The sequence below is a fragment of the Streptomyces sp. NPDC058000 genome (genome assembly GCF_042886435.1).
In the GTDB taxonomy this organism is placed as follows: Bacteria; Actinomycetota; Actinomycetes; order Streptomycetales; family Streptomycetaceae; genus Streptomyces.
Map to the genome: position 1 here is coordinate 127503 of NZ_JBHVQS010000018.1, position 12977 is coordinate 140479.

A 12977-nucleotide genomic window follows, 5' to 3' on the forward strand; every position below is an offset into this window, starting at 1 on the left:
GGCGGGCCCCGCGCCGCCACGGCTCAGTGCGCGTCCAGCGTCACCGTGAAGGAGAACCGGTCGCCCCGGTAGTGGATCTGGGCGACGTCGAGCACCTGCCCGGACTCGTCGTAGGTGACGCCGGTGTAGTGCAGGATCGGGCTGAGCAGCGGCACATGCAGCAGGCGGGCCGTCTCGGGGTCGGCCAGCCGCGCCTCGACGATGTCGGTGATCCGCCCGATGCGGATGCCCACCGCGTCCCGCAGCACCTTCGTCATCGGCCACCGCTCCAGGTCTGCGAGGTCGATCCGGGCGGCCACGTCGGGGCGTACGAAATTGCGCGCGTGGTTGGTCGGTTCCTCCGTCGCCTCGTCGCTGCGCAATCGCCGAAAACCGGCTACCTCCGCCATATCCGGAAAATATTCGGACAGTTCGGAGGGAATCGGTACCGGGCCGTGTTCCAGGAGGACGGTGTGCATCCCCGACTGCTGGGCCACGATCGCGTCCACCGACCCGAGCAGTCGCACCGGTGCGCCGCGCCGCGCGTGCGGCTCGATGAACGTGCCCCGGCGCCGGTGCCGACTGATCAGGCCCTCCTCCTCCAGCTCCTTGAGCGCCTGACGCATCGTCAGCACGCTGACGCCGTAGTGCGCGGCGAGTTGGTCCTCCGTGGGCAGCCGGAGCGGCGCCTCGGGGGAGCGGCCCAATATGGAGGCGCGGAGGGACTGCGAGACCTGGTACCACAGCGGCAACTTGCGGTTCAGGGCGAGCGAGTCGGGAGCGAAGGTGGTCACGATACGGTCCCCGGTCTGCGGAGCTGGTCCCGGTGCTACGGGCGGAAGTGGCGCTGGAGACCCTGCCATACGTCGTCGTAGCCGCGCTGGAGGTGTCCGGCGTCCCGGGCCTGCTCGGTGAGGGTTAGCGGCCAGCGGGTCTCGAACATGAAGGCCAGTCCGTCGCTGATCTTCTGCGGGGCGAGTTCGGCGGCGCTGGCGCGGTCGAAGGTCTCCTGGTCCGGGCCGTGCGCCGACATCATGTTGTGCAGCGAGCCGCCGCCCGGGACGAAACCGCCCGGCCCGGCCGTCTTCGCGTCGTAGGCGCCCTCGATCAGGCCCATGTACTCGGTCATCACGTTGCGGTGGAAGTACGGCGGCCGGAAGGTGTCCTCGCCGACCAGCCAGCGCGGGGCGAACACCACGAAGTCGACCCCGGCCAGCCCCGGGGTGTCCGAGGGCGAGGTCAGCACGGTGAAGATCGACGGGTCCGGGTGGTCGTAGCTGATCGAGCCGATGACGTTGAAGCGGCGCAGGTCGTAGACGTACGGGACGTGGTTGCCGTGCCAGGCGACCACGTCCAGCGGCGAGTGGTCGTAGGTCGCGGTCCAGAGGTGGCCGCAGAACTTGTTGACCACCTCGACCGGTCCCTCGACGTCCTCGTAGGCGGCGGTCGGGGCGAGGAAGTCCCGGGCGTTGGCCAGGCCGTTGGCGCCGATCGGGCCGAGGTCGGGCAGCACGAAGGGTTGGCCGTAGTTCTCGCAGACGTAGCCGCGAGCTGTCGGGCTCTGCCCGTCGGAGGCGGCGTCCAGCAGCTCGACCCGGAAGCGGACCCCGCGCGGGATCAGCGCCACGTGGCCCGGCTCGACCCGCAGCAGACCGAACTCGGTGCGCAGCAGCAGCCCGCCGCGCTCCGGCACGATCAGCAGCTCGCCGTCCGCGTTGCCGAACACCCGCCGGTCCATGGAGGCGTTGACGTGGTAGAGGTGCACCGCCATGCCGGCGCGCTGGGTGGCGTCGCCGTTGCCGCCCAGGGTCCACAGGCCGTCGATGAAGTCGGTGGGGTCGGTGGGCTCGGGGAGCGGGTTCCAGCGCAGCCGGTTGGGGTCGGGCAGGCACTCGGTGAACGGCGCGGAGCGGATCTCGCCGCGGTTGGCGCGGGCGAACGGCGGGTGCGCGGCCGACGGCCGGATGCGGTAGAGCCAGGACCGGCGGTTGTGGCGGCGCGGTTCGGTGAACGCGGAGCCGCTGAGCTGTTCGGCGTAGAGCCCGAGGGGGGCCCGCTGGGGGGAGTTGCGGCCCACCGGCAGGGCGCCGGGGACCGCCTCCGAGCTGTGCTCGTTGCCGAAGCCGGAGGAGTAGACGAGCCCCTCGGCCGTCTTCCTCGCCCGCTCGTTGTCCGTACCTGTCATCACACGCTCCCGCCGCTCACCGAACAAGACGTCCACGGAATCCAAGGCACCACGGCCCCGAGGGGGGCCTCGGGGAATCCTATGCAAGACCTTAGGATTGATGAGGGGGTCCGTCAACGATGGGGGTACCTCCCTGGGTATGAGGGTCCCCCCGCTCGAACGAAGCCGAGAGTGGGGGGAAGCCGAGGACTTGGGGGAATCCCGGCCGCGGTGGCCGGATCACCCCGCTCGGCCATCCCCGGTCCGTACGGCGGGCAAGATGACCGTGTGCAGCCTTCGAAGCCCCCGCCCGCCTCGCCGTCCACCCCCGCCCCGCAAACCACCCCGGCCCCCGCCACCCTGCCCGCCACTCCCGCCCCGGCCCTGCTCCGCCGTGCGCCCGTCCAACGCCGCAGCGCCCAGCGCCTGGCCCGGATCCTCGACGCCTGCGCCGAGCTGCTGGACGAGACCGGGTACGAGGACCTGAGCACCCGCGCGGTGGCCGGCCGCGCCGGGGTCCCGATCGGCTCGGTCTACCGCTTCTTCCCCAACAAGCGCGCCATGGCCGAGGCGCTCGCCCGGCGCAACCTCGACGCCTACGCGGACCGGATCAGCGCCCGGCTGGGCGCCTCGGACCAGCCACCGGGCTGGCGCGCCGCGATGGACGTGGTGATCGACGAGTACCTGGCCATGAAGCGGACGCTGCCGGGCTTCGCCCTGGTGGAGTTCACCGTCCCGGCCCCGCGCGAGTCCCGGCAGGCCAACTACGAGGTCGCCGACCGGCTGCTGCACCTGCTCGCCGAGCGGCTCGGCCTGGACCCCGCCGACGCCCGGCTGCGCACCGCCTTCCTGGTCGGCGTGGAGACCGCCGATGCGCTGCTCCAGCTCGCCTTCCGCACCGATCCGGTGGGCGATCCGGCGATCGTCACGGAGACCAAGGAACTGCTGCGGGCCTATCTGGCGCGCTATCTGGACGGGACGGGGGGCGGCGCCGGGGAGGGCGCGGTGGGCGGTGCGGTGGACGGGACTGCGGAGATCGCCGGGGCTGTGGGGGCCGCGGAGGCCGGTCCGGTGGGTCCGGCGGGCGGTGTGGCCGGTTCCGGTGGTGGCGAGCCGTAACGGCGGCGGGCCCGGACCCGATGCGGACCGGGCGGGTGCGCGGTGCCGCTGGCGGCCACGAAACTACCGGCGCTAGTTTGGATGGTGTCCCCCTAGGAAGTGCCCCAGGGCGCCCCTAGGGTGCCGATCACGACCAGCCGGCCCGGGAGGACCACACGTGAAGCACCACGAGGCGATGTACATCGGCGGACGCTGGCGGCCCGCCGCGGGCAGCGGCACGATCGAGGTCGTCAACCCGGCCGACGAGCAGGTCATCGGCACCGTCCCGGCCGGTTCCGCGCAGGACGTGGACGCCGCGGTGCGGGCCGCCCGGTCGGCCCTGCCCGGTTGGGCCGCCACCCCGCCCGCCGCACGCGCCGAGCGACTGGCCGCGCTGCGCGACCAACTCGCCGACCGCACCGAGGAGATCGCGCGGACCGTCACCGCCGAACTCGGCGCGCCGCTCGCCTTCAGCCGGACCGTGCACGCCGGCTTGCCGGTCGCGGTCTGCGGCTCGTACGCCGACCTCGCCCGCACGCACGCCTTCGAGGAGACCCTCGGCACCTCCACCGTGCTGCACGAACCGGTCGGTGTGGTGGGTGCGATCACCCCGTGGAACTACCCGCTGCACCAGGTCGTCGCCAAAGTGGCCCCGGCGCTGGCGGCGGGCTGCACGGTCGTCCTCAAGCCCGCCGAGGACACTCCGCTGGTGGCCCAGCTGTTCGCCGAGTGCGTCGAGGCGGCCGGGATACCCGGCGGGGTCGTCAACCTCGTCACCGGTCTCGGCCCGGTCGCGGGCCGGGCGCTCGTCGAGCACGACGGCGTCGACCTGGTCTCCTTCACCGGCTCGACCGCGGTGGGCCGGACCATCGGCGCGCTCGCCGGCGGCGCGGTCAAGCGGGTGGCCCTGGAGCTGGGCGGCAAGTCCGCCAACGTCATCCTGCCCGGTGCGGACCTCGGCCGGGCGGTGGCGGTCGGCGTCGCCAACGTCATGGCCAACTCCGGCCAGACGTGCAGCGCCTGGACCCGGATGCTGGTGCACCGGGACCAGTACGACGAGGCCGTCGCGCTGGCCGCCGCCGCGGCCGCGAAGTACGTCCCCGGTGAGCGGATCGGCCCGCTGGTCAGCGCCCGCCAACGGGACCGGGTGGTCGGCTACCTCGAACGCGGCGTCGCCGAGGGCGCGAAGCTTGTGGTGGGCGGCCCGCGGACATCCGACGGGCCCGGCTTCTACGTCAACCCCACCGTCTTCGCCGAGGTCACCCCGGAGATGACCCTCGCCCAGGAGGAGATCTTCGGCCCGGTCCTCACGGTCCTGCGCTACGAGGACGAGGACGACGCGGTACGGATCGCCAACGGCACCGTCTACGGCCTGGCCGGCGCGGTCTGGGCCGGCGACGACGCCACGGCGGCGGCCTTCGCCCGCCGCCTGGAAACCGGCCAGGTCGACATCAACGGCGGCCGGTTCAACCCGCTCGCCCCGTTCGGCGGGTACAAGCAGTCCGGGGTCGGCCGGGAGCTGGGGCCGCACGGTCTGGCCGAGTACCTCCAGACCAAGTCCCTTCAGTTCTGAGCCGCCCGCCCCGCGCCCCCTCCCGCCCGCCCGGCCGTCCTATCGCCGCCCCCGTCCCGCCCCGAGGAGATCCCGTGGTCCGCGCCGCCGTCCTGCCCGCCGTAAACGCCCCGTTGAAGATCACCGAGATCGAGCTGCCGGAGCCAGGCCCCGGCCAGGTCCGGATCAAGCTCGCCGCCGCCGGTGTCTGCCACTCCGACCTGTCACTGTCCAACGGGACGCTGCGCCAGCCCGCCCCGGCCGTGCTCGGGCACGAGGGCGCGGGCACCGTCAGCGCGGTGGGCCCGGACGTGACCGGCGTGGCGGTCGGCGACCGGGTGGTCCTCAACTGGGCGCCGTCCTGCGGCGACTGCCACTTCTGCGGGCTGGCCGAACCTTGGCTGTGTGCCGACGCCGGTCGGGCCGCCGGCGCCCCGTACGCCACCCTCGGCAGAGACGGCAGCGCGCTCTACCCGGGGCTGGGCACCGCCGCGTTCGCCGAGGAGACCGTGGTGCCGGCGCACGCCGCGCTGCCGCTGCCGGCCGGGGTGCCGCTGGTCGACGCGGCCCTGCTCGGCTGCGCGGTGCTCACCGGGTGGGGCGCCGTCCACCACAGTGCCCGGGTCCGGGCGGGGGAATCGGTACTGGTCGTCGGCGTCGGCGGCGTGGGGCTGGCGACCCTCCAGGCGGCGCGGATCGCCGGGGCCGGCCCGATCGTGGCGGTGGACGTCTCGCCGGCGAAGGAGGAGTTGGCCCACGCGGCCGGTGCCACCGACTTCCTGGTCGCCGACGGTCCGGCGTTCTTCGAGAAGGAGGGCGCCAAGCGGGTCCGGGCGCTCACCGGCGGCGTCGGCGCCGATGTCGCCGTGGAGTGCGTGGGCCGTGCGGAGACCATCCGGGCGGCCTGGTCGGCCACCCGTCGCGGCGGCCGGACGACGGTGGTGGGCATCGGCGGCAAGGACCAGCAGGTCACCTTCTCCGCCCTGGAGTTGTTCTACTTCGGCCGGACGCTCTCCGGCTGCGTCTACGGCAACAGCGATCCGGCCCGCGACCTCCCGGTGATCGCCGAGCACGTCCGCTCCGGCGCGCTCGACCTCTCCGCGCTGGTCACCGACCGGATCGGACTGGACGGGATCCCGGCCGCGTTCGAGGCGATGCTCGCCGGGAAGGGCGGCCGGGCGCTGGTGGTGTTCTGAGGTCTCCGGCGGCGGCCGGCCCCGCGCCGGTCGCCGCCGGTCCGTCAGCCCGTGGCCCGGCGCAGCCGCGGGAAGGCCGGCGCGGCCACCAGGAACACCAGCGACACCAGCACGAACGGCCAGGTGAAGGCGTGCCCGCCGGACGGCGCGAAGAGCGCGCCGAGCGCCGGGCTCAGCACGGTGGAGGTGACCGCGCCGACCAAGGCGTACCCCACGCTCCAGGCGTCCGTGATCAGGAAGACCCCGCCCAGGGCCATGGCGACCAGCACCGCGTCGTAGCCCATCAGGCCCTGGCGCACCTGGTCGGCGGGGGCGCCGAGCGCCCACGACGTCAGGATCCCGACGGCGCTGCCGGCGCAGGCCAGGGCGCCCAGCCGGCGGTCGGCGACGAAGATGCCGACGAGGAAGATCAGGCCGACGTACCACTGCGGCATCAGGAAGATCTCACCGATGTTGGTGAAGAAGGCGTGCCACAGGTCGGTGAGGCTCAGCGCGGTGGGCCCGGACGCGGTCCTGGGCAGTGCGGCGAGGCCGTCCGCCAGGTGCCACACGTGCCGGAAGCCGGGCGCGGCGACGGTCAGCGCGCTGGCCGCCAGGCAGAACGGCAGGGTGAAGGTGGGCAGGCCCCAGGTGCCCAGCACCCGCGCGGTGGCCGCGGTGACGACCGTGACCGCGGCGCTGGCGGCGACCGCGACCAGCAGGGTGGAGAGGTGGTCGGCGTTGAGGAAGACCGCGCAGGCGACCCCGACCAGGCAGGAGTTGAAGCCTTCGAGTCCGGCCGTGACCCGGCTGCGCTCCACGCCCAGCAGGTGCGCGGTGCCGGTGCCGACGGCCGCGCCTATCAGGCCGTAGAGGCCGTACTGCCAGCCCGCGACGAACAGTGCGATCGAGAACACCACTCCGGCCAACGCGCTGGGCAGGAAGTCGACCTGTGCCTGGCCGCGCAGCACCTCCGTGGCGAACCGGCCCCAGCGGGTCGCTAACACGTCGTAACTCTTCGCCGCCGGAGCCTTGTTGGCCGTACTCGACTGGGGCATTTCCGCCTCCCGCGGGACGCACCTTGTCCCTGCCCGCCAGGGACTGATGCACTCTACATCTGTGTCCTGAAATCGACGCCGGGAGGTGCCAGTTCCGGGTGATGCAACGTCAGCCCGTCGACCAGCGCCCGCAGCCCGGCCTCGAACGCGCCGTCGTCCACGCGGCGCTGGTGCTCGGCCAGGAGGTGCGCCTGCCCGAGGTGCGGGTAGTCGGCCGGGTCGTAGGCGCCGGGGTCGTCCACGAAGCCGCGGGCGAACGAGCCGAGCGCGGAGCCGGCGACGAAGTACCGCACCATCGCGCAGACCTTGGTGGCCAGGGCGGGCGGCCAGCCGGCCTCGACCATGCCGCCGAACGCCGCGTCGGCCATCTTCAGCCCGGCCGGCCGGCGGCCCGGGCCCTGGGCGAGGAACGGCACGATGTGCGGATGGGCGGCCAGCGCCGCGCGGTAGGAGCGGGCCCAGTCGAGCAGGCCGGCCCGCCAGTCGGCGCCGCTCACCAGGGTCGAGACGTCGACCTGGGCGATGACCGTGTCGGCCACCGCGTCGAGGATCTCGTCCTTGGTCGTGAAGTGGTTGTAGAGGGAGGGGCCGCTCACGCCCAGTTCCGCCGCCAACCGCCTGGTGGAGAGCGCCGTGAGCCCCTCCGCGTCGATCAGTGCCAGCGCGGTGGTGACGATGCGTTCGCGGCTCAGCAGGGGCTTGCGGGGTCGGGCCATGCCGCACATAGTAGGGGCTGTTCGCTAAAAACTAGCAGTGCTAATTAACTGTCTCCGCACTCCCGTTCCCGCCGAGAAGGGGCCCGAGATGAACCTGGAGCTCACGCCCGAGCAGACCGCCGTACGCCGGCTCGCGGCAGACTTCACCGACCGCGAGATCGCCCCGCACGCCACCGCCTGGGACCGCGCCGAACAGGTCGACCCGGGCATCGTCCGCAAACTCGGCGACCTCGGTTTCCTGGGGCTGACCATCCCCGAGGAGTACGGCGGCTCCGGCGGTGACCACCTCGCGTACGCGCTGGTCACCGAGGAGTTGGGGCGCGGCGACTCCGCGGTCCGCGGCATCGTCTCGGTCTCGCTCGGGCTGGTCGCCAAGACCCTCGCCGCATGGGGCGACGAGGAGCAGAAGCGGGCGTGGCTGCCCCGGCTCACGTCCGGCGCGGCGCTCGGCTGCTTCGGCCTGACCGAGCCCGGCACCGGCTCCGACGCGGCGTCCCTGACCACCCGCGCGGTCCGGGACGGCGCGGGCGGCGACTGGGTCGTCGACGGCAGCAAGATGTTCATCACCAACGGCACCTGGGCCGACCTGGTCCTGCTCTTCGCCCGGACCGGCGGCGCCCCCGGCCACAAGGGGATCAGCGCCTTCCTGATACCGACCGACACCCCGGGCCTGACCCGCCGCGCCATCCACGGCAAGCTCGGACTGCGCGGCCAGGCCACCGCCGAGCTGGTACTGGAGGGCGTGCGGGTGCCCGCCGGCGCCCTGCTGGGGCCCGAGGGCAAGGGCTTCTCGGTCGCCATGTCCGCGCTGGCCAAGGGGCGGATGTCGGTCGCCGCCGGCTGCATCGGCATCGCCCAGGCCGCGCTGGACGCCGCGCTCGGATACGCCGGTCAGCGCGAACAGTTCGGCGCCCCGATCGCCGGGCGTCAGCTCGTCCAGGAGCTGATCAGCGACATCGCGGTGGACGCGGACGCGGCGCGGCTGCTGACCTGGCGGGTGGCCGATCTGATCGACCGGGGCGAGCCGTTCGCCACCGAGGCGTCCAAGGCCAAGCTCTTCGCCTCCGAGGCCGCGGTGCGCGCCGCGAGCAACGCACTCCAGGTCTTCGGCGGTTACGGCTACATCGACGAGTACCCGGTCGGCAAGCTGCTGCGCGACGCCCGGGTGATGACGCTCTACGAGGGCACCAGCCAGATCCAGAAGCTCCTGATCGGCCGCGCCCTGACCGGCGTCTCGGCCTTCTGAACCGCCCGGCCGCCGCCCGCCGACGCGCCCGGTCCGTCCCCCGGACGGGACCTAAGCGCTTGCTCAGTGGCGCGGTATGGTGTTCGATCCGACAGGGGAAGACCCTGTCGGATCGAGGAGCGGGGAGCGCGATGGGTGCGGCCGAGCGGGCGGCGGAGGAGAGCGACGAGTGGTCCGGGGTGTCCCCGGATGCCGCGCGGCGGCTGGTCAGCGCGGCCGTCCAGGCGTTCGCCGAGCGCGGCTACCACGCCACCACCACCCGCGACATCGCCGGCCGCGCCGGGATGAGCCCGGCCGCGCTCTACATCCACTACAAGACCAAGGAGGAACTGCTCTACCGCATCAGCGGCATCGGCCACGAGAAGGCGCTGCGCATCATGGCCGCCGCCGCCGAGGCCGGGGGCAGCGCCACCGACCGGCTCCACGACGCGGTGCGCACCTTCGCCCGCTGGCACGCCGAACACCACACCACCGCCCGGGTCATCCAGTACGAGCTCCAGGCGCTCAGCGCGGACCACTACGCCGAGATCGCCGGGCTGCGCCGCCGCACCGACCGGCTGCTCCGGCAGATCATCGAGGACGGCGCGGAGAGCGGGGAGTTCCGGGTGGACGACGTCCCCGGCACCACCCTGGCCGTGCTGTCGCTCTGCGTGGACGTCGCCCGCTGGTTCTCCGCCGAGGGTCCGCGGACGCCCGACGAGGTCGGCGCCCTCTACGCCGACCTCGTCCTGCGGATGGTGGGCGGGGCCTCCTGACGGCCCCCGCGCCGACTACAGGTGGAACCGGCTGACCGACTCCGCCACGCACACCGGCTTCTCGCCGCCCTCCCGCTCGACCGTCACGGTCATGGTGAGCTGCACCCCGCCGGTCACCTCGGCCACCTCCGCGATCCGGGCCCGGGCCCGCAGCCGCGAGCCGACCGGGACGGTGGCCGGGAACCGCACCTTGTTGGTGCCGTAGTTGATGCCCATCTTCACGTTGTCCACCCGCAGCAACTGCGGGACCAGGACCGGCAGGAGCGACAGCGTCAGATAGCCGTGCGCGATGGTCGTGCCGAACGGTCCGGCCGCGGCCTTCTCCTGGTCGACGTGGATCCACTGGTGGTCGCCGGTGGCCTCCGCGAACAGGTCGATCCGCTTCTGGTCGACCTCCAGCCAGTCGCTGGGGCCCAACTCCTCACCGACCGCCGCCCGCAGCTCCTCGACCGACCCGAACACCCGGGGCTCTGCCATCCTCGTCCGCCTCCTCAGCCGTGTTACTAAGCGCTTGCTCAGCATGCGAGGGTGGGCGCCCGCTGTCAACGCCCCGGCCGGAGACCGCCCGGGGAACCACCGGACAGGCCGTAGGGTTGCCGACGTGCCCCAGCTTCCGTTCAAGGTCCACGAGCTCTCCGTCGGCCAGCTCTCCGCGCGCAGCGGCGCGGCCGTCTCCGCACTGCACTTCTACGAGTCCAAGGGACTGATCAGCAGCACCCGCACGGCCGGCAACCAGCGCCGCTACACCCGGGAGACGCTGCGCCGGGTCGCCTTCGTACGGGCCGCGCAGCGGGTCGGGATCCCGCTCGCGGTGATCCGGGACGCCCTGGCGGAGCTGCCGGACGAGCGCACCCCCAACCGCGCGGACTGGGCCCGGCTCTCCGAGGTCTGGCGCACCGAACTCGACGAGCGGATCAGCCAGCTCGTCGAGCTGCGCGACCGGCTGACCGACTGCATCGGCTGCGGCTGCCTCTCCATGGAGAAGTGCGCGCTGTCCAACCCCTACGACAACCTCGGCGAACAGGGGCCCGGCGCCCGCCGGCTCCGGGTCGACCGTCGCGTTGCGGACCCGGCCTCGACCCGCGCACCGAAGGGCGCCGCCGCCGATGCCGATTCCACGGCCGGCACCTGCACCCCGGACGCGTGGACCTGCGCGCCCGGGGAGCGCGACGACCGGCCCTGAGGCCGGTCCGGTGGATCGGGGCCGGGGCCGCGCGGTGCGCCCCGGCCCGTTCGCTCACCAGACGGGCGGCTTGCGGTGGGCCCAGGGGCGGGCCGCCTCCAGCTGTGCGGAGAGCGCGATCAAGGTGGCCTCGTCGCCGTAGCGGCCGGCCAGCATCACGCCGATCGGCAGCCCCTCGGCGTTCCAGTGCAGCGGGACGTTGACCGCGGGCTGGCCGGTGACGTTGTAGAAGGCGCTGAACGGAGTGAAGCGGCCGACGGCGGCGAACTCGGCCTGCGGATCGGCGTCGTTGCGCAGTGCGCCGACCGGGGGCGGTGGCGCGGCCACGGTGGGGGAGAGGAGCACGTCGTAGCCGGTGCCGGGCGGCATCAGGCCGTCGGCGAGGTCCTGGGCGAGCATCCGGAAGGCGTGCAGGGAGCTGGCGAAGGCGGTGCCGGAGACCTCCCGGCCGCGGGCCCGCAGATAGCGGGTGAGCGGCATCAGCAGCTCCTCGCCGTCCGGCGGGACGGGGCGGTTGGCGGCCATCACCGACCAGACCCGGGTGAACGCGTGCAGGATCCGGTCATCGGTCGGGAACGACAACTCCTCGGTCTCGTGGCCGAGTTGACCGAGCAGTGCGGTGGTCTCCGCGACCGCGGCGCGGCAGTCGGGGTGCACCTCGACGTCCGGGAGCGGCGGCTGGGCGAGCACCCCGATCCGCAGCCGGCCCGGGTCCCGGCGGACCTGGCCGACGAAGGTCTCGCCGGGCGGCAGGGCCGGCGCGGCGTACGGGTCGCCGGGCAGGGTGCCCGCCATCACGTCGAGCAGTACGGCCGCGTCGGCGACCGTACGGGCCAGCGGACCGGACGTGCTCAGGCCCGTCACGTCGTGCAGCAGGGGGCCGGCGCTGATCCGGCCGCGGCTGGGCTTGATGCCGTAGAGCCCGCACGCCGACGCCGGGATGCGGATCGACCCGCCGCCGTCGCTGCCGTGCGCGACCGGCGCCAGCCCGCCGGCCACCGCCGCGGCCGCGCCGCCGCTGGAGCCGCCCGCCGAGCGCGTGGTGTCCCAGGGGGTGCGGGCGGGCGGGGCGAGGGCGTTCTCGGTGTAGCAGGGCAGCCCGAACTCGGGGGTGTTGGTCTTCCCCAGCAGGATCGTGCCGGCCCGGCGCAGTGCGGTGACGACGTGGTCGTCGGCGTCCGGGACGTGGTCGGCCAGCGCGGCCGAGCCCATCGTGCAGCGCACCCCGGCGACGCGGTTGAGGTCCTTCACGGGCACCGGGACACCGTGCAGCGGCGGGAGCGCCCGACCCTCGCGACGGGCCGCGACGGCCTCGCTCTCGGCCTCCGCGGCCTGCTTGCGGGCGAGCTCCGGGGTGCGGGTGAGGAAGGCGCCCAGGGTGTCGTCCAGCCGGTCGATACGCGCGAGGTAGTGCTCGGTGAGCTCGACCGGGGACAGTTCCCCCGACCGGATCTCCGCGGCCTGTTCCAGCGCGGTCAGATCGTGCAGTTCGGCCATGGACGTCCACCCTCTCGTCGGGACCCGTGCGGCCCGGGTGCCGCACGCGCGGTACGGGCCGGCGCGCGTGCCCTCCGGCGATCAGCCCATGAACAGTTGTTTCAGTTTGCCGGTCGGCTCGTAAAGGCTGTAGCCGAACGGGTCGCTGCGCTTGGCTGCCTTCCCACGTTGCTGGGTTTCTCGCCGTTGCGCCTGGCGGCGGGCGGGTCCGCTGCGCGGGGCTGTTGGGTGCGGTGCCGGGCCTGCGGGGGTGGTGTGCAGGACTGCTGCGCTTTACGTCCTGCACACCACCCCCTCCGGCCCGTCCCCTCCCGTTGGGGGTGGGGAAGACGGGTGGGTGGCTGGTTGAGGCGGGTGGGCTGGTGGCCGGTCACCACTCAGTGATCGGGCCCGCAGTGGCCCACTAGGGCGTACCCTCGCTCATCTTTTTCCCACCCCTCAACGGGAGGGGTCGGGGCTGTGGGGTGGGGGTGTGCCGGACGTAAAGCGAAGCAGTCCGGCACACCCCCACCCCACAGCCCCGGCACCGCGGCCGAACAGCCCCGCGCAGCGGC

At 73.5% G+C, this 12977-nt stretch carries 11 protein-coding genes and 1 pseudogene; 6 read left to right on the plus strand and 6 right to left on the minus strand.

Translation table 11 applies throughout. The features are described 5' to 3' along the window. Positions 1 to 23: 23 nt before the first annotated feature. Complete coding sequence (locus ACFVT2_RS19795; RefSeq protein WP_390019361.1) at positions 24 to 773, minus strand: GntR family transcriptional regulator; 750 nt, start codon at positions 771 to 773, stop codon at positions 24 to 26. Between the two features lie 35 nt (positions 774 to 808). Next, a complete protein-coding gene (hmgA, locus tag ACFVT2_RS19800; RefSeq protein ID WP_390019364.1) occupies positions 809 to 2164 on the minus strand; it encodes a homogentisate 1,2-dioxygenase in 1356 nt (451 codons plus the stop codon). A gap of 339 nt (positions 2165 to 2503) precedes the next feature. Between hmgA and ACFVT2_RS19805 the strand changes: the two are divergent. The 3 genes and pseudogenes from ACFVT2_RS19805 to ACFVT2_RS19815 all read left to right on the plus strand — a co-directional run. Next, positions 2504 to 3118: pseudogene (locus tag ACFVT2_RS19805) on the plus strand (TetR/AcrR family transcriptional regulator); the annotation flags it as partial. Positions 3119 to 3419: 301 nt separating this feature from the next. Further along, positions 3420 to 4814 (plus strand): aldehyde dehydrogenase family protein, encoded by a 1395-nt coding sequence (locus tag ACFVT2_RS19810; RefSeq protein WP_390019366.1) that lies wholly within the window; start codon positions 3420 to 3422, stop codon positions 4812 to 4814. A 74-nt stretch (positions 4815 to 4888) separates the two neighbouring features. Then, positions 4889 to 5989, plus strand: a complete 1101-nt coding sequence (locus tag ACFVT2_RS19815; RefSeq protein ID WP_390019369.1) for a Zn-dependent alcohol dehydrogenase — start codon at positions 4889 to 4891, stop codon at positions 5987 to 5989. Between the two features lie 44 nt (positions 5990 to 6033). Here the strand turns inward: ACFVT2_RS19815 and ACFVT2_RS19820 are convergent, their stop codons facing one another. Continuing rightward, positions 6034 to 7026, minus strand: a complete 993-nt coding sequence (locus ACFVT2_RS19820; protein WP_390019371.1) for an urea transporter — start codon at positions 7024 to 7026, stop codon at positions 6034 to 6036. A gap of 53 nt (positions 7027 to 7079) precedes the next feature. After that, the gene (locus ACFVT2_RS19825; protein WP_390019373.1) at positions 7080 to 7742 is read right to left on the minus strand and encodes a TetR/AcrR family transcriptional regulator; all 663 of its coding nucleotides are present in this window, start codon (positions 7740 to 7742) and stop codon (positions 7080 to 7082) included. An 88-nt stretch (positions 7743 to 7830) separates the two neighbouring features. Here ACFVT2_RS19825 and ACFVT2_RS19830 point away from each other — a divergent pair, with 88 nt between their 5' ends. Together ACFVT2_RS19830 and ACFVT2_RS19835 are read left to right on the plus strand one after the other, a co-directional pair. Next, a complete protein-coding gene (locus tag ACFVT2_RS19830; protein WP_390019376.1) occupies positions 7831 to 8988 on the plus strand; it encodes an acyl-CoA dehydrogenase family protein in 1158 nt (385 codons plus the stop codon). Positions 8989 to 9119: 131 nt separating this feature from the next. Beyond that, positions 9120 to 9743 carry a TetR/AcrR family transcriptional regulator gene (locus ACFVT2_RS19835; RefSeq protein ID WP_390019378.1) on the plus strand — a complete coding sequence of 208 codons (624 nt, stop codon included), beginning with the start codon at positions 9120 to 9122 and terminating at the stop codon, positions 9741 to 9743. Between the two features lie 15 nt (positions 9744 to 9758). On the opposite strand, the gene ACFVT2_RS19840 is transcribed toward ACFVT2_RS19835, so the two are convergent. Beyond that, a complete protein-coding gene (locus ACFVT2_RS19840) occupies positions 9759 to 10220 on the minus strand; it encodes a MaoC family dehydratase (protein WP_390019381.1) in 462 nt (153 codons plus the stop codon). A gap of 124 nt (positions 10221 to 10344) precedes the next feature. On the opposite strand from ACFVT2_RS19840, the gene soxR reads away from it, so the two are divergent. After that, entirely contained in the window at positions 10345 to 10926 is a 582-nt protein-coding gene (soxR, locus tag ACFVT2_RS19845; RefSeq protein ID WP_390019384.1) for a redox-sensitive transcriptional activator SoxR, read from the plus strand. A gap of 54 nt (positions 10927 to 10980) precedes the next feature. Here soxR and ACFVT2_RS19850 read toward each other — a convergent pair whose 3' ends face one another. After that, complete coding sequence (locus ACFVT2_RS19850) at positions 10981 to 12423, minus strand: amidase (protein WP_390019387.1); 1443 nt, start codon at positions 12421 to 12423, stop codon at positions 10981 to 10983. Positions 12424 to 12977: the final 554 nt, after the last annotated feature.

Coding starts and splice junctions, on each gene's coding strand:
- hmgA (WP_390019364.1), bottom strand. CDS start 2,164: ATGACAGGTACGGACAACGAGCGGGCGAGGAAGACGGCCGAGGGGCTC.
- ACFVT2_RS19820 (WP_390019371.1), bottom strand. CDS start 7,026: ATGCCCCAGTCGAGTACGGCCAACAAGGCTCCGGCGGCGAAGAGTTAC.
- ACFVT2_RS19825 (WP_390019373.1), bottom strand. CDS start 7,742: ATGGCCCGACCCCGCAAGCCCCTGCTGAGCCGCGAACGCATCGTCACC.
- ACFVT2_RS19830 (WP_390019376.1), top strand. CDS start 7,831: ATGAACCTGGAGCTCACGCCCGAGCAGACCGCCGTACGCCGGCTCGCG.
- ACFVT2_RS19835 (WP_390019378.1), top strand. CDS start 9,120: ATGGGTGCGGCCGAGCGGGCGGCGGAGGAGAGCGACGAGTGGTCCGGG.
- ACFVT2_RS19840 (WP_390019381.1), bottom strand. CDS start 10,220: ATGGCAGAGCCCCGGGTGTTCGGGTCGGTCGAGGAGCTGCGGGCGGCG.
- ACFVT2_RS19850 (WP_390019387.1), bottom strand. CDS start 12,423: ATGGCCGAACTGCACGATCTGACCGCGCTGGAACAGGCCGCGGAGATC.